Source organism: Streptomyces scopuliridis RB72, assembly GCF_000718095.1.
In the GTDB taxonomy this organism is placed as follows: domain Bacteria; phylum Actinomycetota; class Actinomycetes; order Streptomycetales; family Streptomycetaceae; genus Streptomyces; species Streptomyces scopuliridis.
This window is the reverse complement of the sequence record NZ_JOEI01000032.1, coordinates 71,148-96,911: the sequence shown is the minus strand read 5'-3', so window position 1 is coordinate 96,911 and position 25,764 is coordinate 71,148. Positions and strand designations below refer to the sequence as shown.

Here is a 25,764-nt window from a genome sequence, read left to right as displayed (position 1 = left end):
ACGTCTCACGGGCCGGCGGCGAAGCTGGAGGGCGTCCGCCGGATCCGGCGGGCATCGCAGCAGGAAGGGTGCGCCACACCATGAAGACTCGCCGCATCGGAACCGTCGAGGTCAGCGAGATCGGTCTGGGCGGTATGCCGATGTCGATCGAGGGACGGCCCGACGAGGCCCGGTCCATCGCCACCATCCACGCGGCGCTGGACGCCGGGGTGACACTGATCGACACGGCGGACGCCTACCACCGCGACGCCAACGACGCCGGCCACAACGAGGCCCTGATCGCCAAGGCGCTGGCCTCGCACAGCCGGGGTTCCGAGGTGCTGGTGGCCACCAAGGGCGGCCATGTGCGTCCCGGCGACGGCTCCTGGGCGCTGGACGGCTCCCCCGAGCATCTCAGGCGCGCCTGTGAGGCGTCGCTCGGGCGGCTCGGTGTGGAGGCGATCGGGCTCTACCAGTTCCACCGTCCCGACCCGGAGGTTCCCTACGAGGAGTCCATCGGCGCGCTGCGTGATCTGCTCGACGAGGGCAAGATCCTGCGGGCCGGTATCTCCAACGCCGACCCGGAGCAGATCCGGTCGGCCAATGAGATCCTCGGCGGCCGGCTGGCCTCGGTGCAGAACCAGTTCTCGCCGGCCTTCCGCTCCAGCGAGCCGGAGCTCGAACTCTGCGCGGAGCTGGGTATCGCGTTCCTGCCGTGGAGTCCGTTCGGCGGTATCAAGCACGCGGGTGAACTCGGCTCCTCGTACGCGCCGTTCGCCCGGATCGCGGAGGCTCATGGCGTGAGCCCGCAGCGGGTGTGCCTGGCGTGGATGCTGGCCAAGTCGCCGACCGTGCTGCCGATCCCGGGCTCCAGTCGTCCGGAGACCATCATCGACTCGGTCGCCGCGGCCGACCTCGTACTGACCCTCGCCGAGGTGGCGGAGCTGGACGCGGCCTGACGGCAGCCGCACACACGGAGCAATACGCACCACCGACCCGCCCCGGCACGATGCCCCGGGGCGGGTCAGCCGTATGTCCGGACGGACCGAATCGGCCCCACCCGGAGCCCGTTCACCCGCCCACCGGAGCCAGTTCGCCCGTTCCCCGGCGCCGGTTCATGCGCCCCGGCGCCAACTCCTTTATCACAGAGAGCCCTTCCGACCCATTGACCCCCTGTAACAGCTGAACCTACGCTGTGCGACGTACTCCAGAAAGCGCTTTCTAACCCGCAGCTCGGCTCACCAGCACCGGGAGCGCCCATGAGAACACCTGTGAGAACGCCCACGAGAACGTCGTCCGTCAGGGCTCTGTCCCCGTCCTCCTCCTCCCCCTTCCTCGTCCTCATCGCCTTACTGGCACTCATCCTCGGTCTCGGGATGGCCGCGCCGCCCCGCGCCGACGCGGCTCCGTTCCGCGTTCTGGTCTTCTCCAAGACCACCAACTCCGTGCATGACTCGATCCCCGCCGGAATCAGGACGGTTGAGCAACTCGGCAGCGAGAACGGGTTCGAGGTGGAGGCCACCGACGACGCCGCGGCCTTCACCGCGGACAATCTCGCCCGCTTCCAGGCGATCGTCTTCAACAACACCAACTCCACCCCGGAGAGCGGCGATCTGCTCGACGCCGACCAGCGCTCCGCCCTCCAGGGCTTCGTACGAGCGGGCGGCGGCTGGGTCGGTCTGCACTCCGCGTCCGCCAGTGAGCGCGACTGGGGCTGGTACGAGGGACTGGTCGGGGCGATCTTCGACAAGCACCCGGCCATCCAGACCGGCCGGGTGAAGGTACTCGACCAGACCCACCCCTCCACCCAGGGCCTTCCCCAGCTCTGGGAGCACACGGAGGAGTGGTACAACTGGCGCACCAACCCCACCGGCAAGGTGCACACGCTCGCCCAGATCAAGGTGAACGACGGCGTCGACGGGCTGGACGAGGGCGTCGACCACCCGTGGTCGTGGTGCCAGAACTACGACGGCGGACGCTCCTGGTTCACCGCCGGCGGGCATGACTCGTCCACCTTCCAGGAGGACGCGTTCCGTAAGCATCTGCTGGGCGGGATCCAGTGGGCCGCGGGCAACAAGCCCGGCGACTGCACCGCCACCAAGACGGGCGCCTTCCAGCGCACCGCGCTGGCCACCAGCGATCTCGCCGACCCCTTCGAACTGGCCGTCGCCCCGGACCGCAGGGTCTTCTTCATCCAGCGCACCGGCAAGCTCAAGGTGATCGACCAGACGACGCTCAAGGTCTCGACCGCGCTGGACTTCGCGTACACCCCGGAGATGACGAGCCAGTCCGACGGGCTGCTCGGGCTCGCGCTCGACCCGGATTTCGCGGCGAACAACTGGCTTTATCTGCTGCACTCCGACAAGACCGAGAAACGGCTCAATCTCTCACGCTTCACGGTCACCGGAAACACCGTCGATCCGGCCTCCGAGAAGCGGCTGCTGACCGTCCCGACGCTGCGCGGTGAGGGCCGGGCCAATTCCCATATGGCCGGTTCGATCGCCTTCGACAAGAACGGCGATCTGTATGTCGCGACCGGCGACAACACCGATCCCTTCGCTTCCGACGGCTTCACCCCGATCGACGAACGCGAGGGGCGTCGCGCCTGGGACGCCCAGATGACCGCCGGGAATACGAACGATCTGCGCGGCAAGATTCTGCGGATCACCCCGAAGGACGACGGCACCTATTCCATCCCGGCGGGGAATCTCTTCGCGCCCGGTACGGAGAAGACCCGTCCCGAGGTCTACGCGATGGGCATGCGCAATCCGTTCCGTATCACCACCGATCCGCTGAGCGGCGCCGTACTCATGGGCGACTACGGGCCGGACGCGCGAAAGGCCGTGGCCGACCGGGGACCGGAAGGGACGGTCGAGTACAACAGGATCACCGAGGCGGGGAATTACGGCTGGCCGTACTGCACCGGCAACAACACCCCGTTCAATGACTACGATTTCGCGACCGGGACCTCGGGGGAGAAATTCGACTGCGCCAAGCTGGTAAATGACTCGCCGAACAACACCGGTCTGCGGGATCTTCCCGCCGCCAAGCCGGCGACGATCTGGTACGCGTACTCCGCCTCGGCCGAATTCCCCGAACTCGGCACGGGCGGCGGCGGGCCGATGAGCGGTCCCGTCTACGACTACGACCCTGCGAACACCTATCCGTCGAAGTTCCCCGAGTACTTCGAGGGCAAATGGCTCACGTATGAGCTGACCAGGACCTGGTTCAAGGCATTCTCGTTCCAGCGGGAGGACCAGACCTTCACGGATCCGCGGTTCGATCCGGTGAAGGCGGGCGATCTCCACTCCATCAACGGCGTCTTCGGCGATCTGAAGTGGAACCAGCCCTTCGACGCCGACTTCGGGCCCGACGGAGCGCTGTACGTCATCGACTTCGGGCTCGGCAGCGGAACGGGCCGGGGCGGCAGCAACGAGGGCTCGGGCATCTACCGTATCGACTATGTAGCGGACGGCCGGCTGCCCGACGCCAAGGCCACGGCGACCCCGGAGAGCGGCCCGGCGCCGCTGACGGTGACATTCTCCAGCGAGGGATCGGGGCTGCCCGGCGGCAAGCCGGTGACCTACGCGTGGGACTTCGACGGCGACGGGACCACCGACTCCACCGAGCCGAACCCGTCCCATGTCTACCGGGACGAGGGCCGGTTCACGGCCCGGCTGACCGTCACCGGGCCCGACGGGCTCACCGCGCTCTCCGTCCAGGAGATCACCGTCGGCAACACCAGACCGGTCGTCACCATCCAACAGCCCCCGAACGGCGGGATGTTCAGCTTCGGCGACACCATCCCGTTCACCGTGAAGGTGACGGACCGGGAGGACGGGAAGACCGGACCGGGCGGTCGCATCGACTGCTCGCGGGTGGTCGTGCAGTCCCAGCTCGGCCATGACAGCCATCTGCATCCGCTGGACAACTACACCGGCTGTACAGGGGAGATCGTCACCGATGCCGGGGACAGTCACGGCCCCGGGCAGAACCTGTACTACGGCATCACCGCACAGTACGAGGACAAGGGCGCCGAAGGCGTACCCGCGCTGACGGGCTCGACATCGCTGACGCTGCGTACGACCTTCCGGGAGGCGGAGCACCGTACCGCGACCGGCGGCGCGCACGACGGCACTGTGATCGCCGACCGCGCCGACGCCTCGGGCGGCAAGCGGGTGACCGAGATCGAGGACGGCGACTGGATCTCCTTCGATCCGGTGCATCTCAAGGGCATCACATCGGTGACGGTGGGCGCCGCCTCCGGCGGTCTCGGCGGGGACATCGAGTTCCGTAGTGGCTCACCGACCGGACCGCTGCTGGGCAAGGCGACCATCCCCAACACCGGCGGCTTCGGGAATCTGATCTCCCCCACGGTCACGCTGATGAGCCCCAGCGGTTCGGGCTCGGGCCCCGTGAAGCTGTACGCGGTCTTCACCAACCCCGACTGGTCGGCGGAGAAGCCGGATCTGTTCGCGGTCGACTGGCTGCACTTCAACGGTCCCGGGGTGGAGAAGAAACCGGCCACGAAGGTGTCGGTCAAGGCGACGCCCGCCGACGGAAACGCGCCGCTGGCCGTGCAGCTCACCAGCACCGTGAAGCCGGTGGCCGGACGCACCATCGTCTCGTACCACTGGGACTTCGGCGACAACACCAAGGCCACCGGTACGGAAGGGCCGAGCGCGGCGCACACCTACGCACGGCCGGGCGCGTACACGGCGCATCTGACCGTCACCGACGACAAGGGCGACACGACGACCGGCGCGGTCCCGATCCACGTACGCTGAGAGGAGACAGAGAGTGACGATGAACGGCACCCGAAGAGCGTTCCTGGGCACGGCGGGCGCGGCAGTCGGTCTGGCGGCGCTGGGCGTGAGCTCTCCCGCGGCAGCGGTCGCCCACCACACCGACACCGGTCGCCGGCGGCGGCGCATCCCGCCGTCCGGGATCGGTATGCACCTCTATACGATGCGCACCCCGCTCGCGACGGATTTCCGGGGGACGCTGGAGCGCCTGGCGGAGATCGGTTACGCGACGGTCGGTGTCAGCGGCCGGCACGGGCACAGCGCCGCCGAGATCCGGCGGATGCTGGACGCCACCCGGCTCAAGGCGGTCCTGGAACATGTCGCCTACACCACGGTCACCGGCAGTGGTCTGCCGCAGGCGATCGAGGACGTCCGTACGCTGGGCGGCTCGTGGGTGGTCGTGCCGAGCCTGCCTGCGGGAATGCACTCACCGGCCGGATACCGGGAAGCGGCACGGCAGTTCAACACGGCGGGCCGGATCGCCAGGGAGTCCGGGCTCAAGGTGCTCTTCCACAATCACGACGGTGACCACGAGGTGGTCGACGGCGAGAGCCTGTACGGCATCCTGCTCAAGGAGACCGACCCGGAGCTGGTGGGCTTCGAGCTGGATGTGTACTGGGCGGCGAAGGGCGGGGACGACCCGCGCCGGCTGTTCGTGACGGACCGCAGGCGGTTCCCCGCGCTGCATGTGAAGGACATGGCCCCGAACGGCGGCTTCGAGGACGTCGGTTCGGGTGTCCTGGACTTCCCGGCGATGTTCGACACGGCGCGCAGCGGGGGCGTACGGCAGTGGCTGGTGGAGCACGACGCACCGGCCGATCCGTTCGCGAGCGCGTTGAACAGCTACCGCTATCTGTCGGCGCTGCGGTACTGAGCGCGGGCGTTCATCCGTAGGGGCTCCCGGCCGCTGTCATCGGCGGCCGGGAGCCGCTTGAACCCCCTTATTTCTTCAGCTCCTTGTAGAAGAAGGTGGTCGGGCGGAGCGTTCCTCCCGGGTCCGCCGCGTGCCCGGGAACCACTCCGATCGCGGTCCAGCCCGCCGAGCGGTACAGCGTGTCGGCGGGGCTGCCGGTCTCGGTGTCGAGCAGCAGCAGTGTCACACCGGACTCGGCCGCCGCCCGCTCCCCCGCGCTGAGCAGCGTCCGGCCGAGGCCCTTGCCCCGGGCGTCGCGGTGGACCATCAGTTTCACGATCTCGGCACGATGGCGGGCGTTGGGCTTGTCCGCGAAGGCCACGCCTACCGTGCCCGTGATACGCCCGCCGTCGTCCCTGGAGACCCGTACGGAGAGCCGTCCCGCCCGGACGGCCGGGATCCGCGCCCGCCACCAGGCCGTCGCGGTCGCCGGGTCGAGGGGGTCGAGAAAGCCGATCGAGGCGCCCCCGGCGACGGTGTCGATCAGCAGCTCCGCCAAATCCCCTACAGCGCACAGCAGTTCGTCGGCGGAGAGCGGCACCACGTCGGGGTTCATGAGTGGACCACCACGATCGCGTACCGTACGGGCGCGGGCCCCGGGCAGTGGAATCGCGTGGGCCCCCACAAGCGCATCCGCAGGCAGTCGCCCGCGTCCAGTGTGTGCCGCTCGCGCCCCATCGTGAACTCGACCGAGCCTTCGAGCACCCAGATGTGCTGCTCCAGACCCGGCACCGGAGGCCGCTCGTACGCGATGTCCGCGCCCGCGAGCAACGTGCCCTCGACCACTTCCGCGCGCAGCCCGGGCTGGGGCGGGGAGACCGAGCGGCGGAGGAAGCCGGAGGCGGTGTCCTTCCATTCGGTCTGGTCGGCCGCTCTGACCAGTTGTGCCGGTTCCGCCTCCACCTCGCTGAGCAGCTGCGACATGGTCCGTCCGTACACCGCGCACAGCCGGCCGAGCAGCGAGGCCGTGGGGCTGATCTCGCCCCGCTCGGCGCGTGACAGCGTCGAGCGGCTCACTCCGCTGCGTCCTGCCAGCTCCTCCAGGGACCAGCCGCGCTCGCCCCGCAGTTCCGCGAGGCGAGCGGCGAGCAGTTCGTCGACGGGATCGGGCCCGGGGCCAGGGTTGTTCTCTCTCACATATGGAACGCTATCCCATATCTGAGACACACGAAACGCACTGCCACGGCCCGGGGATCGGCCGGCCCGGTCAGTCCTGTGCCGAGGCCGCCCCCAGCAGCCCCCGGATATGCCCGGTCGCCTGCTGGAACTCGGGCCGGCCGAGCGTCTCCGTATAGTCCCGCTCGGCCTCCAGTCCCACGTCGATGATCTCGGTGATCGTGCCGGGGCGCGGGCTCATCACCACCACGCGGTCGGCCAGATAGACCGCCTCCGAGATCGAGTGGGTGACCAGCAGCACGGTCGTCCCCGTCTCCCGCCAGATGCGGTTCAGCTCCATGTTCATCTGCTCGCGGGTGAGAGCGTCGAGCGCGCCGAACGGCTCGTCCATCAGCAGCACGGGCGGCTCGTGCAGCAACGCCCGGCACAGCGCGACCCGTTGCTGCATCCCGCCGGACAGCTCATGCGGATACGCGTCCTCGAATCCGCCGAGACCGGTCATCTCGATCAGCTCGTCCACGCGCCGGCGCGCCGGTTCGGCGGGCATCCGGCGCATCTCCGCCTGGAGGAGGATATTGCGCCGGGCGGTACGCCACTCCAGCAGAGCCGCCCGCTGGAAGACGTATCCGATGTCGTGCCGCGGTCCTTCGACCCGTTCGCCCTGGAGCCGTACGGCGCCCGAGGACGCCTTGAGGAGGCCCGCGACCAGCTTGAGGAGGGTCGACTTGCCGCACCCCGAGGGGCCGACGATGGCGACGAACTCCCCCATCGCGACATCGAGCGAGACTTCGTGGAGGGCCGTGACATCGCGCTTCTTCGTACGGAAGCGGACAGCCACGTCCTCAAGACCGACCGCCGCCGCTCGCCCTTCCTTCTGCCCTTCCGTGGGGGCGCCGCCCTTCTTGGCGGCCGGCTTCCGGAGCGTCGTATCCCTGGCCATCGTCATCCCTTCAGCGCCGTGCCGCTGTCCCAGTACTCCGCGACGGCCTTCGGGCTCTTCACCAGACCGGCTTCGGCGAAGACGTCGATGGTCTGCTGCCAGTCGCCCTCGGTGTTGACGCCCGGGGCCTTGCCGCGCGTCGCGTCGGTGTGCAGCAGTGTGACGGTCGTCTTGAACTGCTCCAACAGGACGTTCGTGGGCGGCAGTTGCTCCGAGGCGCCGTCCATCTCCGCGACGGCCGCCTCCGGCGCCTTCTCCGCCGCCGCCCATGCCTCACTGACGGCCCGCACCATGCGGCCGGCCAGCTCGCTCCTGCCGGAGAGGACCTTCTGCCCCGCGATCAGTCCGTTGGAGTAGAAGTTGAGTCCGTGCTCCGAGAAGCGCAGATACGACACGTCCTTCTTGGCCTTGTCCTGCATGGTCGGACCCTGGTCACTGGCGTAGCCGAGCAGCGCGTCCGTCTTGCCGGAGATCACCGCGGCGATCTTGCCCGCCGGGTCGGTGTTCTGGATCCGGACGTCCGACTCCTTGAGATCGTTCTTCTTGAGGAAGATCGGGAACGTCTTGGTGAGCGCGTCACCGGCCGTGCCCGCGATGGTCTTTCCCTTGAGGTCGGCGGGGGTGGAGACGTTCTCGCTCGCGAAGAACTGCACCGAGGAGGGCGTGGTCTGGAGGAAGACCCCGAGGCTCTTCACGTTGACGCCCTGGTCCACCCCACTGAGCACGGCGGGTGTGTCCGCCCAGCCGAAGTCGGTCTGGCCCGCGGCGGTCGCCTGCACGGTCTTCTGCGAGCCCTGGCCCGCCCGGATCGTCAGATCGATGCCGTGCTTCTCGAAGATCTTCTGCTGCTTGCCGTAGTAGAACGGCGCGTGTTCGCCGTACGGATACCAGTTGAGGGTCAGCGTCACCTTGTCGAGCTTCTTGCCGGAGTCGCTGGTGGTGGTCCCCGAGCCGTCCTCGCCACAGGCCGTGGCGACCAGGAGCAGCGGTACGAGGCCGATCAGGAGTCTGCGCGCATGCATGGCTGGCCCTTCCCTGAACGGGATCGAGTCGAGTCGAGTTGTATCGAGTCGGTCAGTACGAGGTGGTGACGTTGGTGTCCCGGCGGCTGGCGTGCCAGGGCAGCAGCAGCTTCTCGGCGATCTCGACCAGGACGAAGAGGACGACGCCGATCAGTGACATGACGAGCAGTCCCGCGAAGAGCATCGGGGTGTCGAGGTTGCCGTTCGCCTGGAGGATCACATAGCCGAGCCCCTCATTGGCGCCGACGAACTCACCGACGACCGCGCCGGTCACCGCGAGGGTCACGGCGACCTTCAGCCCGGAGAAGAGATGAGGCAGCGAGGCCGGGAAGCGGATCTTGGCGAAGGTCTGCCAGGGCTTCGCGCCCATGGTGGCGGAGAGTTGGAGCATTTCCGGATCGACCGCCTTCAAGCCGGTGACCATGGAGATCACCACCGGGAAGAAGGCGATGAGGACGGCGATCAGGATCTTCGGTGTGATGCCGAAGCCGAGCCAGACCACGAACAGCGGTGCGATGGCTATCTTGGGCACGACCTGGGCGAAGAGCAGGATGGGGTAGAGCGTCTTCTCGACGGTCGAGGAGTAGACCATGACGACCGCCGCGAGCACCCCGACCACCACCGCGATCACAAAGCCGAGCAGCGTCTCATAGGTCGTGACCCACGTGTGCTGCCACAGGTAGTCGGCCTTGCCCGTGAGGACATCGAGGGTCGCGCCGGGCGAGGGGACGAGATACGGCTCCACCAGTTCGGCCGCCGCGATGATCCACCAGACGGCGAAACATCCGGCCAGCAGGGCGACGGGCCGCCAGCCGGCCTCGACGGCACGGGCCAGCCGCTCCCCCGCCCCGGGACCGTTCCGTTCGGCGACCCCGGACACTTCCCTGTCCCGTGCGGGCGCGGGTGCGGGTTCCGGCGGCGGCGCTGATGCCGGTGCGACGCTCTGGCTCACTGTGAACTCCTCGGGAAAACCGGGCAGTTATAAGTGCGCTGTTCGCCTACAAGCGCTTTCAGAAAGCGCTTTCTGATAAGGTGATCGCCACGCTAATGACTGCCCGTCCGTACGGTCAATAGGTCGTCCCGAAGTTTCGGGGTCCGCCACGGGCTCCGCCGCCACCGCGACCCGGGGGTCGAGTTGAGTGAACGGGAAGCACAGGCCCATGTGACGCTGGACGCCGTCGCCCGCCGCGCGGGTGTCTCCCTGGCGACGGCCTCCAGAGCGCTGAACGGCACGACGAGAGTCCGTGAGGAGCTGCGCCAGCGGGTGCGCGCGGCGGCCGATCTGCTCGGCTATATCCCCAACGCCCATGCCCAGGCACTGGCCAGCGCCTCCAGCAATACGGTGGGGCTCATCTGCCACGATGTGGGCGACCCGTACTTCGCCGCGATCGCGGGCGGGGTGATGCGGGCGGCGGCCGAACAGGACGTCCTGGTCATGCTCGCCAGTACGTTCCGGGAGCCGGCCAGGGAGATCGCCTATGTCTCGATGCTCCGGGCCCAGCGCGCCCGGGCCATTCTGCTGATCGGCTCGGGCTTCCAGGACCCGTCCTGGGAACGGAAGTTGGCCGCCGAGGTGACGCCGTACATCCGCGCGGGCGGGCGCGTCGCCGTGGTGAGCCGGCACCGAAATCTGCGCGCCGACGCCGTACTTCCCGAGAACCGCGCCGGGGCCGCGGCGCTCGCCCGCGCCCTACTGGCCTTGGGACACCGGGAGTTCGGGGTGCTCAGCGGGCCGCGCGAACTCACCACGGTCTCCGACCGGCTGGCCGGGTTCCGGGAAGGGCTCGGCGAGGCCGGGGTCACTCTCCGGCCCGGGTCCGTCGTACACGGCGCGTTCACCCGCGACGGCGGCTACGCGGCGGCCCGCGACCTGCTCGACGGGCCCGCTCGCCCCCGCCCCACCTGCGTCTTCGCGGTGACGGACGTGATGGCGGTGGGCGCGCTCGCCGCCTTCCGTGAGGCGGGCGTACGGGTCCCGGAGGACCTGTCGCTGGCCGGCTTCGACGACATCCCGCTCGTACGGGAGCTGACTCCCCCGCTCACGACCGTCGCCCTGCCGCTGACCGCCATGGGAGAGAGCGTGATCTCACTCGCGCTGCGTGAGCCGCGCGGTGCGCGCTCGCGGGTGCTGCGGGTCGGCGGCGAGGTCGTACTGCGCGCCAGCACCGGACGGCCGTCTCCCGCCACCACCCCTCTCTGGGACTCGTGCTGACGCTGCGTCAGCAGGAGCTCAGATGAGGCCGTCCTCCCTGCGGTGGATCTGCGCCATCAGTTCGGTGGCGAAGGACTTGATGGTGTCGAGACCGGTCCGCCCCCAACGCCTCGGCTCGGTGTCGGCCACGCAGACGGTGCCGAGCGCCATCCCCGTACGGTCGATGAGCGGCGCCCCGAGATAGGAGCGGATGCCGGTCTCGTCGACCAGCGCGTTCCCGGCGAACCGGGGGAAGTCCCGCACGTCCTCCAGGACCAGCGCCTTGTGCCGTACCACCACATAGGGGCAGTAGCCGTGGTCACGGGCCATGAACCGCTCCCTGCCCACACCGGGCGGAGCGTGCAGTCCGGCGAAGAACTGCCGCTCCTCGTCGATGAAGTTGACCATCGCGTACGGAGCGCCCGTCAGCTGGGCCAGCTGCTGGGCGACGGCGTCGAAGGCGGGTTCGGCGCGCTCCCCCAGCCCGAGCCCGCGCAGCCGGACCACACGGTCGGGCGCCTCCCTGTCGACGGGAGTGAGCAGCAGACGGCCGATCGGGTCGTACATCATGCGCGTAGCTCCGTCACTCTGAGAGGGCCGTGGGCGAGGCCGGGGCCGCGGTGATCAGATGCTGTACGAGCGTGACCAGCGTCTGGATACCGGAACTGGCGATGCGCGCGTCGCAGAGCACGATCGGCACCTCCGGCCTGAGATCGATCGCCGCCCGCACCTCCTCCGGGTCATAGCGGTACGAGCCGTCGAACTCATTGACGGCGACGACGAATCCGATCCCGCGCTGCTCGAAGAAGTCCACCGCGGAGAAGGAGTAGTCCAGCCGCCGGGTGTCGGCCAGCACGATCGCGCCGAGCGCGCCACGGGACAGCTCGTCCCACATGAACCAGAAGCGCTCCTGCCCCGGCGTCCCGAACAGATACAGCACATGGCGCTCGTCCAGCGTCAGTCTGCCGAAGTCCATGGCGACCGTCGTCGATGTCTTGGCCTCGACGCCCGTCAGATCGTCGGTCGCGGCGCTGACCTGGGTCAGCAGCTCCTCCGTACTCAGCGGCGCGATCTCGCTGACGGCTCCCACGAACGTCGTCTTGCCGACCCCGAAACCACCCGCGACCAGGACCTTCAGCGCGGTGGGAAAGGGCTCGGGGACGACGGGGGCGGCAAGGGCGGCGGCGGGGACATCAGAGCTGTCGTCGTAGACCATCGAGGACTGCCTCCAGCAGGAATCGATCGGTGGGGTGGTCGAAGCTGTGGGGCGGCCGCGCGGTGATCGCCCCGCAGTCCACGAGATCGGAGAGCAGCACCTTGGTGACCGTCACGGGGAGCCGCAGATGCGCCGCGACCTCCGCGACCGAGGTCGGCCCCTGGCAGAGGTCCATGGCATGGGAGTGCTCCGGCCCGAGATGCGCCTGGGGCCCCGATCCCGTGGACATGACCAGCGTGAGCAGGTCCAGGGCCGTCGTGGGCCGGGTCCGGCCCCCGCTCACGGCGTACGGGCGGATGAGCCGGCCGGCCGCGTCGTCGAGCCAGGGCCCCTCCGTCGGAAGCGGCACCGTCAGTGCCCCGCGGCGCTCGGGGAGAAGCCGGCCCCATGCCTGAGCGGGGTGACCAGATACGGCCGTACGCTCTTGACCAGCATCGCCATCTCGTAGCCGAGGACGGCGGCGTCCGCCTCGCGGCCCGCCAGCACGGCGAGACAGGTGCCCGAGCCCGCGGTGGAGACGAAGAGCAGGGTCGAGTCGAGCTCCACGACGACCTGACGGACCTCCCCGCCGTCACCGAACCGCACCCCGGCGCTGCGGCCCAGGGAGTAGAGGCCGGAGGCGAGCGCCGCCATGTGGTCGGCGCTGTCGGGGTCCAGGCCGTGCACGGACCTCACCAGGCCGTCGGAGGAGAGCAGCACCGCGCTGCGGGTGTACGGGACTCGCTGGACCAGACCGCTCAACAGCCAGTCGAGGTCGGAGACATGGCCGGTCGGCACATCGCTCGCCATGGTGCATCTACTCCTTGGGGGTGGTGTCGTGGCGCTGCGGTTCCGGCGGTTCCGCGAGGGGCTCGGACAGTGAGTCGGTCAACGGGTCGGGCAGGGGATCCGGCAGAGGGTCGGTCAGCGGGTCGTGCGGGGGAGCCGATGGGCGGGCGGGCTGGGATTCGGCGAGGCCGATGCCCCGCTGGAAGGCGGCCATCAGCCCGGGGTCGTGGAGCACGGCCTCCTGGGCATGAGGCGGCGCGGGCGGGGCCTCGCGCAGTTGCGGGACCATATGCTCCTGGCCACGGCGCCGGGGCAGTTGGGGCCGGCTCGCGGTGGCGTGGATCGTGCCGTCACCGAGGGGCTCGACCCGCGGACGGGCCGGATCCGGTGCGGCGACCGGTCGCCGCCGGTCGGGATGGACGGCGCCGGGGCGCGCGGCGGCGGGGGTGGGGCGATCGGCGCCCGTGTCACGGACGGGGAGCGGTGCGGGGGCGCCCTGGGGTGGCGTCGGCCCGGACGGAGTCTGGGGCGGTGACTGGGGCTGAGACTGGGACGGTGGCGGTGGCGGTGGCTGCTGGGACGGGAGCTGCGCCTCGTACATCCTCGGCTGAGGTTGCGGCTGTGTTTGGGGCTGGGGCTGGGTCCCGTACGTCTGGTGCTCGCCGTTCCGCTCGTCCGCCTGGTCCGAGCCGAGCAGCGCCTGCGGCAGGACCAGTACGGCCTGGATCCCACCGTAGATATTGGACTGGAGACGTACGGCGATGCCGTGCCTGCGCGCCAGGGCCGACACCACGAAGAGCCCGATCCGCCCGTCCTGGAGCAGATGCGCGACATTGACCTGGTCGGGGTCGGTGAGCAGACCGTTCATCTTCTTCTGCTCGTTGAACGGCATCCCGAGGCCCCGGTCCTCCACCTCGATGGCCAGACCCGCCGTCACATGCTGGGCCCGCAGCAGCACTTGGGTGTGCGGGGAGGAGAAGAGCGTGGCGTTCTCGACCAGTTCGGCCAGCAGATGGATGACATCGGCCACGGCGTGTCCGCGCAGTGTGCCGTCGATCGGCGGTACGAGCTTGATCCGCGGGTACTGCTCGACCTCGGCGATGGCCGAGCGCAGGACCTCCGTCATGGTGACCGGCCTGCTCCACTGGCGCCGGGAGATCGCCCCGCCGAGGACGGCGAGGTTCTCGGCGTGCCTGCGGATACGGGTCGCCAGATGATCGACGTGGAAGAGGCCCTTCAGCAGCTCCGGGTCCTCGACCTCGTTCTCCAGCTCATCCAGCAGCTGGATCTCCCGGTGGACGAGGGACTGGAGCCGACGGGCCAGATTGACGAAGACCTCCACCTTCTGTTCGTCCCCGACGCTGCTGGAGAGCCGGGAAGCCTGCACCACAGCGGCGACGGCGGCATCCCGGGAGCGGCCCAATTCCTGTGCCAGCAGATCGAATTCGTCACCGCCGGGAACGGCGGGCGGGGCCGGTGCGGGGCGTACGGGCACCCGCTCGCCCCGTCGGAGCTGCTCGACGACCGCACGGAGCTCGGCCTGCCCGCGCGCGCTGGAGCGGCGCATCGCGTTGCAGCGGTCCAGGACGGACTTCGCGGTACGTTCCGCGCCGAGGGCGGCCGCCGCGATGGCGGCGAAGGCGAGCAGCGCCATGCCGAACAGGGCCGTCCAGAGCGCGGCGGTCGGTTCCGCCGCCGTGGACCGCAGGATGAGCACGACGGCGGCGGCGCCGCAGAGCGCGGCGACTATCGCCGGAAGGACGGCGGTGCGCAGGAGTTGAGGCCGTATGCGGGCGTCGGGCGGCGTCGGCGTCGGCGTCTCCGCCCTCGCCGGGGACGAGAACGAGCGGGAGCCCGGCCTGCCGTGCCGCCCGCCCTCGCGGCGCTCCGGCCGCGCGACGGGTGCGCGAAGTTGAGACATCAGTGTCCTCGGTACGTGGGGCCCCAGGAAGCGGCGTCGTGCGGGTGTTCCGGTTCCGGCGGCAGCGGCAGGACCTGCGCATACCGCAACGCCCTCCGTTGATCACCGAGCACACACGGTAGTCGCCGAACGTTCCTTCGCGGTGGGCAGTTGACGAAGTTCCCCACAGAGCATCCTGCTCTGGTATGAGGCATCGCACATCAGCGCGAAATACGCGTTCGGCCCGGTGCGGGGCACCGGGCCGAACTCCCCTACGAGGACGGGAGGGACAGAAAAGGGACAGAAGAGACGGGAGGGGAAGGGATGCTCAGGAGGACGGCGACAGAATCACGGAGCGGCTGAGATGGCGCGGGTTGTCCGGGTCGAGACCGCGCCGGTCCGCCAGCGCGAGGGCGAGCCGCTGGATCCGCACCAGCTCGGCCAGCGGGTCCAGCGTCCCCGGCACCCACAGCCCACCGGTGGCCCGCACCTGCTCCCCCAGCCCCTCGGGGGCCGGCCCGAGCGCCCACGTGGCCGTCCCCTGGGTCGTGATGCTGATCGGACCATGGCGGTACTCCATCGCCGGATACGCCTCGGTCCAGGCCAGCGCCGCCTCCCGCATCTTGAGCGCGCCCTCCTCCGCGAGCCCCACCGTCCAGCCCCGGCCGAGGAATGTGAACTGCGTGCACTCGGTCACCCCTGCGGGCAGCGGCTCCGCGAGGGCCGTCTCCGCGTCCGTGACGGCCGCGTCCGAGTGCAGACCGAGGTGCGCGCGGAGCAGCGTGAGCGCGGTGGTGGCGAAGCGCGTCTGGACGACGGACCGCTCGTCGGCGAAGTCCAGTACGACCAGATCATCGGCGGCCGTACGCACCGGAGTCTCGGGGTCCGCCGTGATCGCGGTCGTACGGGCGGTGCCGCGGACGTCCGCGAGCAGGGACAGCACCTCGGTGGTCGTCCCCGACCGGGTCAGCGCCACGATCCGGTCGTAGCGGCGGCCTGCGGGGAACTCGGAGGCGGCGAACGCGTCCGTCTCGCCCAGCCCCGCCCCCTCCCGCAGCCCGGCGTAGGCGCGGGCCATGAACAGCGAGGTGCCGCAGCCGACGACGGCCACGCGTTCACCGGGCTCGGGCAGCTTGTCGCGCACCCCCTCGGCCAGGGCCGCCGCCCGGCGCCAGCACTCGGGCTGACTGGCCAGTTCCGTCTCCACATACGTCATGTGCGTCTCCACTCCCCTGAGCCGTATGACTCCGAACCGTATGATTGTTTCTGCATGCTAGACGACAGTTTCGATCACTAACAAGCAATCCGGCTGAGGTCACGAGCACATAGGATCAAGGGTCCACGGGATCGAGGGGGTTACGGTGAATCGCCATGAGCGGCATACGACCTTGCTTGAGCTGCTGACCGAGCGGCATCAGCTGGAGGTCGAGTCCGTCGCCGCGGAGCTGGGGGTGTCCGTGGCGACCATCCGCCGCGACCTCGATCACCTCGCCGAGCAGCAGCTGGTGACCCGTACCCGGGGCGGGGCGGTGGCACACTCCGTCGCGTACGAACTGCCGCTGCGGTACAAGGCGGTACGGCACGCCGGGGCGAAGGAGCGCATCGCGCGCGCCGCGGCGGCGATGACCGAACGCGGCATGGTGGTCGGACTGAACGGCGGCACGACCACCTCGGAGGTGGCCAGGGCCCTCGCCACCCGCGGTGAGCTGCGGGGAACGGCCGAGGAGCGGATGGCCGAGGAGCCGGCGCTCACGATCGTCACCAACGCGCTGAACATCGCCCATGAGCTGGCGGTGCGGCCGCACATCAAGGTGGTGACGACGGGCGGGGTCGCGATGCCCCAGTCGTACGAGCTCGTCGGGCCGCTGGCCCGGCACATCATCGGCGAGGTCAGCCTCGACATCGCGTTCATCGGTGCGGACTCCGTCGACACGGAGTCGGGCGCCGGTGCCCACAGCGAGCACGAGGCGAGCATCAACGCGCTGCTCGCCGAGCGGGCGCGGACGCTGGTCGTGGTGGCGGACAGCTCCAAGCTGGGCGCCCGCGCGTTCGCGCGGATCTGTCCGGTGGAGGACATCGGGACGCTCATCACGGACTCCGGCGCGCCGGAGTGGGCGCGCCGGTTCGAGGAGCGCGGGGTACGCGTCCTCCAGGTCTGAACGGACTCCCTGACACACCTGAACGGTCCGGGCGACGCGGGGCCCACGTCCCCGCGCCCCCGGACGTTCGCGCTTACGCGGAGGACGCGCTCTCGGCCGTCTCCTCCGTCTTCCCGCTGCCGCCGCCCGTGCCGACGTACCCCCGTGGATCGGCGGCATCACGCCGGACGGACGGTCGCCCTGGAGATCGAGATGGGCGCGCGTTGCCCTCGGCCGGGGTCATATGGATGTCGGGCCAGAAACACACCCGATGTAGCCCTCTATGCCGGACACCTGGCGTGTGGACATGTGCCGAGATTCGCATAGGGCCGGTCGGGGGGATGCCGCACAGTCCGAAGCCGCCGACCGCCATCGATACCCCGCTGGGATGTCAGCGACGGCCTCCTCCGCGGACGAGACTACTTTGTCCATGGGTTCCCCCTCGGGTGTGCGAGGGTCCGCTCGATGGTTCCGGTGACCTCTCCGAAGCCGAGGCTGGTGCCGTTTGCGAGGTGGGTGGCGGCGCTGATGGTGACCGTGTCGCCGTCACGCAGGAAGGTCCGGCGGGAGCCGTCGGACAGCTCCAATGGCTCACTGCCGTTCCAAGTGAGTTCGATCAGCGAGCCGCGCTCGTCGCGGCGCGGTCCGGAAATGGTGCCGGATGCGTAGAGGTCGCCCGTGCGCAGGGATGCGCCGTTGACGGTCATGTGGGCCAGTTGCTGGTCGGGGGTCCAGTACGCGGTACCGAACGGAGGCCGGGAGATCAGGTGCCCGTTGAGCCGAACCTCCATTGTGAGGTCCAGGCCCCACCGGCGACCGTCGACCAGGTAGGGAAGGGGGGATGGGTGCTGGCGTGGGGTGACCCGTGCCTGGGCGAGCGCTTCCAAGGGCACTACCCAGGGGGAGACGGAGGTGGCGAACGACTTGCCGAGGAAAGGCCCCAGGGGCACGTATTCCCACGCCTGAATGTCACGGGCACTCCAGTCGTTGACCAGAACCACGCCGAAGACGTGGTCGGCGAAGTCCGCCGCGGAGACTGCGTGGCCCAACCGGGACGGGGTTCCCACCACGAAACCGATCTCGGCCTCGATGTCCAGTCGCCGTGACGGCCCGAAAACCGGGGCCGCGGAGTCCGGCTGCTTGTACTGCCCGCTGGGGCGTACCACCGGTGTGCCGGAGACCACGACGGTGCCGGCCCGGCCGTGGTAACCGATGGGCAGGTGCTTCCAGTTGGCGGTGAGCGGCTCCTGTCCGGGCCGGAAGATCCGGCCGAGGTTGGTCGCGTGGTTCTCCGAGGCGTAGAAGTCGACGTAGTCGGCCACCTGGAAGGGAAGGTGCATGCGCACCTCGGTTTGCGGGATGAGGTGGGGGGCAAGGGCGGGCCGGTGGGTGACGTCTGTCAGGAGTTCGGTGATCCGGGTGCGCGCCGCGCGCCACGCCGCGGGCCCTTTGGACATGAAGGGGTTGAGGGCGTCTGCGGCGAAGTCGCCGGCTGCGGGCAGGTCCAGACGCGACAGGTCGAGCACAGCATCGCCTATGGCCACCCCTACCCGGGGGGCTTCTCCTGGGCGGGAGAACACGCCGTAGGGGAGGTTGTGTATGGGGAAGTCGCTGCCGTCCGGTACGGGTACCCAGGAGCGGTTCATGCGGTGTCCTCCTTCGCCACCAGGCCGAGGGCCCGCAGGTCATCGATGGGCTCGCTGGTACTGCAGGAGCCGTAGGCGACGAAGAGCGCACGGGCCTTGGCCGCGGTGGCCGTGGAGACCTGGCGTGCCTCCGCGGTCAGCGCCTCGGTGTCAGTGGATCCGAGCACCGCGACGGCCGCTTCGACGGTGCCGCCGTCCGCCACCCGGCATACCGCCAGGAGCAGGTTGAGAAATCCGTGGTGGATGAATCCAGTTCGCTCGTCGCGGTGGCGGACGGCGTGGTGGAGGCCGGCGGTCGCCTTGAAGGGGACGTCTTCGGTCACGCAGGCGTGGACGAAGGCTCCCAGGCTCTGGCAGCTGGGGAACAGTTCGGCGCGCAGGCCACCGCAGCGCACCTTGGCCGCCCTGTGCCCTTGGGCCAGCAGCCGAAGCACGGCCACGGGGGCGCGGTCACCAGCAAGCGGTACCTCGACATACCCCGATGCGTGCTGCGGTAGTTCGTCCAGCGCGGTCAGTGCCCGCATCACCGCAGCCGGGGAGTCCGACCCGGAGGGCAACGGTCCCTCGACGCCCACGAGTTCGACGCGGGGGTCGTCGGCTGTGCGGGCCAGCGCGCTGCGGACCGTGGAGGGGTCGAGGTGGGAGATGAGCCCGACGCTGAAGCGGTCCTCGGGGTGCAGGGACTCCAGGAGCGCGGGCAGATCGCCGGTGGTGCACAGGAACCGGTCGCTCAGTACGGGGTGCCCTGCCGCGCTGTCGTGGCGGTGCCTGGCCGTTGCCTCGGTCATGGTGAGAGCCTCGGGCGGGAAAAGCCCGGCGTCGTCCACCAGGTGAGCGAACAGCGGAGAACCGACTGAGACCCGGGTCATGACTGTCGCCCTTCGGAACCGCGCACGCTCCAGGTCCAGGCGTAGGCGGGGTCTTCGCAGGCGAGCCCTTCCGCGCCGAGCTCCAGCGGCCGGAAGGTGTCGACCATGACGGCCAGCTCGTCGAAGAACTCCACGCCGATGCTCCGCTCCTGGGCGCCGGGCTGCGGCCCGTGGGAAATGCCGCCCGGATGAAGGGAGACCGAGCCCTGGCCGATTCCGGAGCCTTCGCGGGCCTCGTACTCCCCGCCGCAGTAGAACATCACCTCGTCGGAGTCCACGTTCGAGTGGTGATAGGGCACCGGGATGGCCAGCGGGTGGTAGTCCACCTTGCGCGGCACGAAGTTGCAGATCACGAAGTTATGTCCTTCGAAGACCTGGTGTGCGGGCGGGGGCTGGTGGACCCGGCCGGTGAGCGGTTCGAAGTCGTCGATGTTGAAGGCGTAGGGGTATAGGCACCCGTCCCAGCCCACCACGTCGAACGGGTGGTGAGGACTGGTGAGGACGGTGCCGCTGATCCCGTTCGCGCCAGGACCACGGTGCTTTACGAAGACTTCCGCTTCGCCGTCATCCGTCGCCAGGAGCGGCCCGTCCGGGCCACGCAGATCGCGCTCGCAGTACGGGGCGTGCTCCAGCAGCTGCCCATACCGCGACAGGTACCGCTTGGGGGGAGCGATATGGCTGAAGGCCTCGATGCAGTAGGCCCGCAGTGGCTCGGCACCCTTCGGCACCCAGCGATGCGTGGTGACGCGCGGGAGGATCACGTAATCACCACGGCCGACTTCCAGGGTTCCGAAAATCGTCTCCACCTGGGCGCTGCCGCTCTCCACATAGACGCACTCGTCGCCGATGGCGTTGCGGTACAGCGGCGAAGGGCTGCCGGCCACCACGTAGGAGATGCGCACATCCCCGTTTGCCAACAGCAACCGCCGGGCGGTCACCACATCCGACGCCTTCCACTCCTGGCCCGGGAAGAGATCGTGCAGGCGCAGGTGGCGCGGCTTGAGGGGATGGTTGGGGACCGTGGCCGCATCCGGCGGCTCCCAGGGCCGGCTGTCGGTGATGGCCGACGGGATTTGGCTGTGGTAGAGCAGCGAGGAGTCGGCGGCAAAGCCTTCCTCTCCCACCAGTTCCTCGTAATACAGGCCGCCGTCCGGGCGGCGGTGCTGGGTGTGCCGTTTGGGCGGGACATCGCCCACTCGACGGTAGAACGCCATAACTGGTTCCTTCGTGACGATGGCAGCGGGACAGGAACGGCCCGCGCGCAAGCGGCTCTCGGGCTCTGCGACCGGCGCCGCTCAGCGTGGCCGCGTCGGTTCTGCGGCGCGCCAGGAACAAATGCCCTTACGGGCACCCATGGAGCCTTGGTGTGGCTTGCGGACCGCAGCTCGCGGGACGCGGTGGATCTCCGGGTGTATAGAGCGTAGCCACATCCCGTTTATAGGACAAATAGAACCGATAATCGGTGCCCAATGATGTGACCCGAGCCGTTCAGGCAGCCCTGTATGCAGCCGACAGACTGATCCGTACCGGGCCGCGTCCGCCTCCGCACCGCAGCGCCTGCCGGGGTCGCTGCGTGGTCGCCGTGCGGGCAAGGCCCGCACCGGGAGGCATCGCCGCCAGGCCGGGCGGACCGCCCGGCCTGGCGGGGGCGGTGATGGGCAGGGCGCCGCCCCGCGGCATCACCCGGCGCTGCCGGGAGCGGCCGGCTCAGAGGCTGCGGACGAGCCGGAATCCGAACATGTTGGTCCGGGTCTCGGAGGAGAGGTAGCCGCTGCGGTAGGCGATGCGCAGGTTCTGCGGCTGGTAGGCCCAGGCGCCGCCGCGCAGTACGACGAACGGCGCCTCGCCGTGTCGTACGGATGCGTCGGGCGTGGCTCCGGCCTGGCTGTCGATCCAGGTGTCGGCCACGAACTCGCGGGCGTTGCCGGTCATGTCGTACAGGCCGAAGGCGTTGGGCTTGAAAGAGCCGACCGGGGCGGTGTACTCGAAGCCGTCGTGGACGTTCTCCATGTGGTCCCATTCGCCGCTGCCGAGGACGGAGAAGCGGTTCGCCGCGTACGCGTCCTCGTCGTAGGTGTTGGCGTAACGACCGGCGTCTTCGACGTCTTCTCCCCAGAAGAACGGCGTCTGGGTGCCACCACGCGCGGCGTACTCCCACTCGCCCTCGGTGGGCAGCCGGTACTTCTCGCCGGTGCGCTTGGACATCCAGGCGGCGAAGGCCTCGGCATCGTTCTTCGTGATGCCGACCACCGGGTCGTCGTCGGTCTGCGGGAACCCCGGGTTCAGGTAGTTCAGGTCCGGCCGGAACTGCAGCAGCGAGTCCTCGTTGGCCACCCAGGTGCGCATTCCCCGGGCGGGCTGGTAACCGGTCTCCTTGACGAACCGCTTGAACTGGCCGACGGTGACCTCGGTACGCCCGACGGCGACCGGCTTGCCGACGGTCACCTGCTTCTGGGGGCGTTCGAAGTGGCGGCGCGCCGCCGGCACGCCGAAGACCTCCTGCTCCTCCTCGGTGGCGCCCGCGGTGTAGCCGCCGGGCGGCACGACGACCATCTTCAGGGCGTTCTTCTCCCGGACATCGCTGAAGACGGTTCCCGGTCGGGTGGTCTCGTCGACGGTGGTGAGGCTGGGTGCGGCAGGGCGAGCGGGCCGGAGGGTAACGGGCTTGCGCAGGTTCTCCCGGATCTCTCCCGTCTCGGTCCACCACTCCTTGAGCCCCGCCTGCACATTGGACACGGTGTCGAGGACACCCGGTGCGTAGCCGCTCTCCGCGGTCACCCGCACCCAGTAGTCGGCCTCCGAGGCGAGTCGTGCCAGCTGGCTCTGGAAGGTGTCGGCCCGGGGCACCGCGGCGGGGTGCTCCCGCTGGACGCGGCCGAGGTCTTCCAGGGTCTGGTCGACGGCGGTGTCGACGGCCGGGTAGGTGGCGCCCGCCGACCCCTGCCAGGTCAGGGAGTCCTGCAGCTCGGTCAGTGACGTTTCAAGCGCCTTCACCTGCTCGTTGGCCGTCACGGCGGACGCGCTGACGGTGGTGGCCAGGGTGCCCAGACTGAGTGAGACGGCGATTGCGGCGACTCGTATGGCTTTCATGGTGCTCCTTGCTGTAGTGCGCTGTCCCCCGGCTGGTGAAGAACCGGTCGGGGGTGGGGGAAGGCCGCGGACGGGTTCCGTGTCATGCGGGAAGGCCATGTACGGCTGTGCGTGCGGCCTGGTGGAGACTGATCGGCTGGTGGGCGCCGAAGGTGGTCGCGGCGGCGTTGATCAGGGCGAGCCACGGCGGATGGCACGGGCGTGATGGTGGGAACGGCGCTGGCCGAGTGGCCGGCAGGGGTCGGGCCCGGCCGGGCCCGATGGTGACACCGGACGGGCCGAGGTCAGCTCAGAAGGAGGCCGGCGCGATGGTTGCCGTCACCGCGCAGAAGCCGCGGTGTGCGTGGTGCGCGGGCGGTGGAGAATCCCTCTTCTCCGGCCAGCTCCTCGTTGTACGTACCCCCACCCGGACGCGGATGAAGGGTGTGCCGCTTGGGCGGGATGTCGCCGGTGCGGCGGCAGAACGCCATGTCTGACTCCTTTGGGCAAGAAGAGGCCAGGGCCGGGGCGCCGCCGAGGAGGCCGTGCGGCCCCTGACCTGCCAAGACACTAAACGCATCCCGTTTATAGAACAACTCGTACCGATAATCGGGTTACGCGATGCCGAGGCACAACACGCGCCTGCCGACGGGCACATCCCGGTCCGGCCGGTCCGGGCCGGCGGTGCGCATGCGCGGCCGCGGCACCCCCGGAGCGGGTCGCCGCCCCGTTCTCCCGCTCACCGGATCGCACGGCTGCGGGGTCTTGTCCCGATGACCAGCCGGAAGCACCCGCCACCAACTGCGGTATGGGGTACGGGGAGCGAGGCGGAGCCCGTCTCAAGAGCACGCCGACCGAGCGGCTTTGCACTGCGGCCGCATGTGGTGTGACGGTCGGTGAGGTTGCTCGTTGGCCGGGCTGTGCAATGAATCGCTGGAGGTTGAGCAGATCGAGTCGTCGTCCGATGGCACAGCGGAGTTATGCCCGGTTCGGGCATCGTTTTGGCAGGTCGGAGCCACGCGATCGGGCTCTGGACTACATGACGGGCCTGCTTGCGCCGCTGGAGAAGAAGAACGGTTGGACGCTGGCCGAGCAGCTCGGCCAGCTCCGCCCGGACGGTGTACAACGTCTGCTCAACCACTCCGAGTGGGACGAGAACGCGGTCCGGTACTCCGGGAACGCCGAGACCTGTAGCCGAATAATGGCGAGCGAGACCTCAAAGCGTCCCGGAAGGCATCGGATTCCGGTCGGCGGGAACGCGGGTGCTCCGCGGTGACACCCCGCCGCCCTCGTGGCGGCGCGCATGACAGCCGACCGCTCGATCGTCAGAGGGTACGGAACCACGTCGGTCCGACCGGTGCCGCGCAGGTGGACCCGGGGCGGCCGCCGACCGCTCCGGGTGTCGACCGGGTGGTGGAGCCCGTTCCAAAATCGTCGTCAGCGGTCTTGTTCCGCCTGCTGGTGTGCCGCGTCCAGCTCGCGGCTCATCCGCGCGGCCGCCGCCAGCGTATCGGCGAGCCAGTCCTGCAAAACGGCGTGTCGGCTGACCGGGACGACCACGCTCAGGCTCGCGGTGACGGCGCCCGCGGAGAAGACCGGGACCGCGATGCCGCTGACGCCCTGCTGCAACTCATCCCGCGAGTACGCATATCCGGCCTTGCGGATCTCGTCCAACCGCGCTTCCAGTGCGTCCGGCCTGTGACTGGAGCCGACGACCGGCCGCCGGGCACGGTCCGGAAGGAAGGCGAGAATCGCACGGCCGGCCGCACCCACGTGCAGGGGATGCCTGAAGCCCGGGTCCAGCGCCACGCGGACCAAGTGGCGGGAGCCATGCACGATGTCGGCCGTGACGAGGTCATCGCCCTCGCGCATGCTGAGGACGGTGGCCTCCCCGGTGGCCGCGCTCAGTTCTTCCATGATGGGCCGCGAGATGTGCAGCAGTTCCGGTTCCACGCTCGCCGCAAGATGCCGAAGAACCATGCCCAGTTCGTATCCGCCGGGCTGCCGCCGTACGAAGCCGCGCTGTTCCAGCGTGGCCAGGAGCCGGTGGGCGACGGTGCGGTGCATGCCCAGCCGGTCGGCGAGGGCCGCGGCGGTACCACGCCCCTCCTCACCGATGTTCAGCAGCAGCATGAGTGCTTGATCAGCAGTTTTGGAGATCTCGGGCAATGCGACTCCTCGGTTCGCCGTGCCGCGGCACGGCGGTGGCAGTCGAAGGCCGCGACCGCGACCTCCTCGCTGCCGTGTCGATGAGGAATGGCCCGAAGCTGTTGACGCGGTCGGCTCACCACTCCACACTGTCATCACCGATAAACAATACAGCAGTACCGATAATCGGAACAACAGCGCTGGGGCCTTGTTCACCGCCACCTCTTGACGAGACCTCAGCACTGCCCAGGCGCCGTCAGCTCCGGTCACCCTGCGCATCGCCACGGCAGCCTTGACGCCCACGCCCTCGTTCTTCACCTGCGCGGAATGAGGGACTCACCTCTCACGGATCGGCACTTCAATGTCGCAGAGCCGCACACCACGCACGAACAACGAGAGCATCCGCTGGTGGCGCACCTGGGCCACCGGGCACCGGGTCGCCGCGGCTGTACTCGCCGGCGTCGTCGCGACGCACGTGGCGACCATATTCGGTTACTGGTTCCCCGGTGTCGGGCTGACGAGGCTCGACTGGAACACCGCGAACGGCTGGGTCTACGTGCCCTTCGCCTCCCCCCTCGCCAAGTTCGTCACCGGCGGCGTGTTCCACTATCTCGACGGCATCCTGTTCGCCGTCGTCTACGCATGTGCCCTTCACCCCGTGCTGCCATGGCGGAACTCGCCGGCCGGCAACCTGACCAAGGGGCTGGTCTTCGGCACCCTGCTCGCCGTCATCAGCGTCGCGTTCATGACCCCCCAGGTCTACGGTCCCGCACGGGGCACCGACCCGGGCTTCCTCAGCCTCGAACTCGGCGGGACGTACATCCTCACCGTGTTCGTCTGGCACTGGGTGTACGGACTCCACCTCAGTCTCATCTATAACCCGCTGCCCGCGACCGAAGGGCTCGCCGAGCTGAGCGAGCGCACGCCTTCGGCGGCCGGCGACGGTCGTGACGAGTCTCCGGTGCTGGCCAAGGATCACTGACCACGATGAGCAGAGTGACACTGCACGGATTGGGCACCGAGGTCTTCGGCCCGGGTAACAGG

The 25,764-nt window shown here is 69.4% G+C and carries 23 protein-coding genes and 1 pseudogene; 7 read left to right on the top strand and 17 right to left on the bottom strand.

The genetic code is table 11. The annotated features are described in order from the left end of the window. Positions 1–80 precede the first annotated feature (80 nt). From IF11_RS0131805 to IF11_RS0131795, 3 genes are all read left to right on the top strand, one after another. Positions 81–938 (top strand): aldo/keto reductase, encoded by an 858-nt coding sequence (locus tag IF11_RS0131805; RefSeq protein ID WP_030355255.1) that lies wholly within the window; start codon positions 81–83, stop codon positions 936–938. A gap of 300 nt (positions 939–1,238) precedes the next feature. Continuing rightward, a complete protein-coding gene (locus tag IF11_RS0131800; protein WP_051746395.1) occupies positions 1,239–4,766 on the top strand; it encodes a ThuA domain-containing protein in 3,528 nt (1,175 codons plus the stop codon). Between the two features lie 19 nt (positions 4,767–4,785). After that, on the top strand, positions 4,786–5,658 hold the full coding sequence (locus IF11_RS0131795) for a sugar phosphate isomerase/epimerase family protein (RefSeq protein ID WP_030355253.1): 873 nt from the start codon (positions 4,786–4,788) through the stop codon (positions 5,656–5,658). A gap of 67 nt (positions 5,659–5,725) precedes the next feature. Here the strand turns inward: IF11_RS0131795 and IF11_RS0131790 are convergent, their stop codons facing one another. From IF11_RS0131790 to IF11_RS0131770, 5 genes are all read right to left on the bottom strand, one after another. Beyond that, the gene (locus tag IF11_RS0131790) at positions 5,726–6,253 is read right to left on the bottom strand and encodes a GNAT family N-acetyltransferase (protein WP_030355252.1); all 528 of its coding nucleotides are present in this window, start codon (positions 6,251–6,253) and stop codon (positions 5,726–5,728) included. Beyond that, the gene (locus tag IF11_RS0131785; RefSeq protein ID WP_030355251.1) at positions 6,250–6,834 is read right to left on the bottom strand and encodes a helix-turn-helix domain-containing protein; all 585 of its coding nucleotides are present in this window, start codon (positions 6,832–6,834) and stop codon (positions 6,250–6,252) included. Before IF11_RS0131785 ends, IF11_RS0131790 begins: the two co-directional genes overlap by 4 nt. A gap of 70 nt (positions 6,835–6,904) precedes the next feature. After that, positions 6,905–7,759 carry an ABC transporter ATP-binding protein gene (locus IF11_RS0131780; protein ID WP_030355250.1) on the bottom strand — a complete coding sequence of 285 codons (855 nt, stop codon included), beginning with the start codon at positions 7,757–7,759 and terminating at the stop codon, positions 6,905–6,907. After that, positions 7,756–8,775 (bottom strand): ABC transporter substrate-binding protein, encoded by a 1,020-nt coding sequence (locus IF11_RS0131775; RefSeq protein WP_030355249.1) that lies wholly within the window; start codon positions 8,773–8,775, stop codon positions 7,756–7,758. Before IF11_RS0131775 ends, IF11_RS0131780 begins: the two co-directional genes overlap by 4 nt. A gap of 52 nt (positions 8,776–8,827) precedes the next feature. Then, positions 8,828–9,727: an ABC transporter permease gene (locus IF11_RS0131770; protein WP_420894582.1), complete on the bottom strand. Its 900-nt coding sequence runs from the start codon at positions 9,725–9,727 to the stop codon at positions 8,828–8,830. 210 nt (positions 9,728–9,937) lie between these two features. Here IF11_RS0131770 and IF11_RS0131765 point away from each other — a divergent pair, with 210 nt between their 5' ends. Further along, positions 9,938–10,987: a LacI family DNA-binding transcriptional regulator gene (locus IF11_RS0131765; RefSeq protein WP_051746393.1), complete on the top strand. Its 1,050-nt coding sequence runs from the start codon at positions 9,938–9,940 to the stop codon at positions 10,985–10,987. A gap of 18 nt (positions 10,988–11,005) precedes the next feature. Here IF11_RS0131765 and IF11_RS0131760 read toward each other — a convergent pair whose 3' ends face one another. The 6 genes from IF11_RS0131760 to IF11_RS0131735 form a co-directional block, all read right to left on the bottom strand. Beyond that, entirely contained in the window at positions 11,006–11,536 is a 531-nt protein-coding gene (locus IF11_RS0131760) for a GAF domain-containing protein (RefSeq protein WP_030355246.1), read from the bottom strand. Positions 11,537–11,549: 13 nt separating this feature from the next. Beyond that, positions 11,550–12,182 carry a GTP-binding protein gene (locus tag IF11_RS0131755; protein WP_030355245.1) on the bottom strand — a complete coding sequence of 211 codons (633 nt, stop codon included), beginning with the start codon at positions 12,180–12,182 and terminating at the stop codon, positions 11,550–11,552. After that, positions 12,160–12,531, bottom strand: coding sequence for a DUF742 domain-containing protein (locus IF11_RS0131750; protein WP_030355244.1), 372 nt, complete (start codon positions 12,529–12,531; stop codon positions 12,160–12,162). Before IF11_RS0131750 ends, IF11_RS0131755 begins: the two co-directional genes overlap by 23 nt. 2 nt (positions 12,532–12,533) lie before the next feature. Further along, positions 12,534–12,971, bottom strand: coding sequence for a roadblock/LC7 domain-containing protein (locus IF11_RS0131745; protein WP_030355243.1), 438 nt, complete (start codon positions 12,969–12,971; stop codon positions 12,534–12,536). 7 nt (positions 12,972–12,978) lie between these two features. Beyond that, positions 12,979–14,871: a sensor histidine kinase gene (locus IF11_RS0131740; protein WP_063759270.1), complete on the bottom strand. Its 1,893-nt coding sequence runs from the start codon at positions 14,869–14,871 to the stop codon at positions 12,979–12,981. Between the two features lie 307 nt (positions 14,872–15,178). Continuing rightward, positions 15,179–16,066: an SIS domain-containing protein gene (locus tag IF11_RS0131735; protein ID WP_030355241.1), complete on the bottom strand. Its 888-nt coding sequence runs from the start codon at positions 16,064–16,066 to the stop codon at positions 15,179–15,181. Between the two features lie 145 nt (positions 16,067–16,211). On the opposite strand from IF11_RS0131735, the gene IF11_RS0131730 reads away from it, so the two are divergent. Next, positions 16,212–17,009 carry a DeoR/GlpR family DNA-binding transcription regulator gene (locus IF11_RS0131730; protein WP_030355240.1) on the top strand — a complete coding sequence of 266 codons (798 nt, stop codon included), beginning with the start codon at positions 16,212–16,214 and terminating at the stop codon, positions 17,007–17,009. Between the two features lie 398 nt (positions 17,010–17,407). Here the strand turns inward: IF11_RS0131730 and fahA are convergent, their stop codons facing one another. The 5 genes from fahA to IF11_RS0131705 all read right to left on the bottom strand — a co-directional run bounded on the left by fahA (position 17,408) and on the right by IF11_RS0131705 (position 23,063). Beyond that, on the bottom strand, positions 17,408–18,634 hold the full coding sequence (fahA, locus tag IF11_RS0131725; RefSeq protein ID WP_037729087.1) for a fumarylacetoacetase: 1,227 nt from the start codon (positions 18,632–18,634) through the stop codon (positions 17,408–17,410). After that, positions 18,631–19,422, bottom strand: a complete 792-nt coding sequence (locus tag IF11_RS0131720) for a hypothetical protein (protein ID WP_206300629.1) — start codon at positions 19,420–19,422, stop codon at positions 18,631–18,633. Before IF11_RS0131720 ends, fahA begins: the two co-directional genes overlap by 4 nt. A 77-nt stretch (positions 19,423–19,499) precedes the next feature. Then, positions 19,500–20,717, bottom strand: a complete 1,218-nt coding sequence (locus IF11_RS0131715; RefSeq protein ID WP_030355237.1) for a homogentisate 1,2-dioxygenase — start codon at positions 20,715–20,717, stop codon at positions 19,500–19,502. Between the two features lie 493 nt (positions 20,718–21,210). After that, positions 21,211–22,593, bottom strand: coding sequence for a formylglycine-generating enzyme family protein (locus IF11_RS0131710; RefSeq protein ID WP_051746392.1), 1,383 nt, complete (start codon positions 22,591–22,593; stop codon positions 21,211–21,213). A gap of 284 nt (positions 22,594–22,877) precedes the next feature. Next, positions 22,878–23,063 carry a hypothetical protein gene (locus IF11_RS0131705; protein WP_030355235.1) on the bottom strand — a complete coding sequence of 62 codons (186 nt, stop codon included), beginning with the start codon at positions 23,061–23,063 and terminating at the stop codon, positions 22,878–22,880. A 434-nt stretch (positions 23,064–23,497) separates the two neighbouring features. Here IF11_RS0131705 and IF11_RS42475 point away from each other — a divergent pair. After that, positions 23,498–23,737, top strand: a pseudogene (locus IF11_RS42475) (IS701 family transposase); the annotation flags it as partial. Between the two features lie 272 nt (positions 23,738–24,009). Here the strand turns inward: IF11_RS42475 and IF11_RS0131695 are convergent. Beyond that, positions 24,010–24,876, bottom strand: coding sequence for an IclR family transcriptional regulator (locus IF11_RS0131695; RefSeq protein ID WP_280521094.1), 867 nt, complete (start codon positions 24,874–24,876; stop codon positions 24,010–24,012). Between the two features lie 205 nt (positions 24,877–25,081). Here IF11_RS0131695 and IF11_RS0131690 point away from each other — a divergent pair, with 205 nt between their 5' ends. Next, positions 25,082–25,702: a hypothetical protein gene (locus tag IF11_RS0131690; RefSeq protein ID WP_030355232.1), complete on the top strand. Its 621-nt coding sequence runs from the start codon at positions 25,082–25,084 to the stop codon at positions 25,700–25,702. The last annotated feature ends 62 nt before the right edge of the window (positions 25,703–25,764 follow it).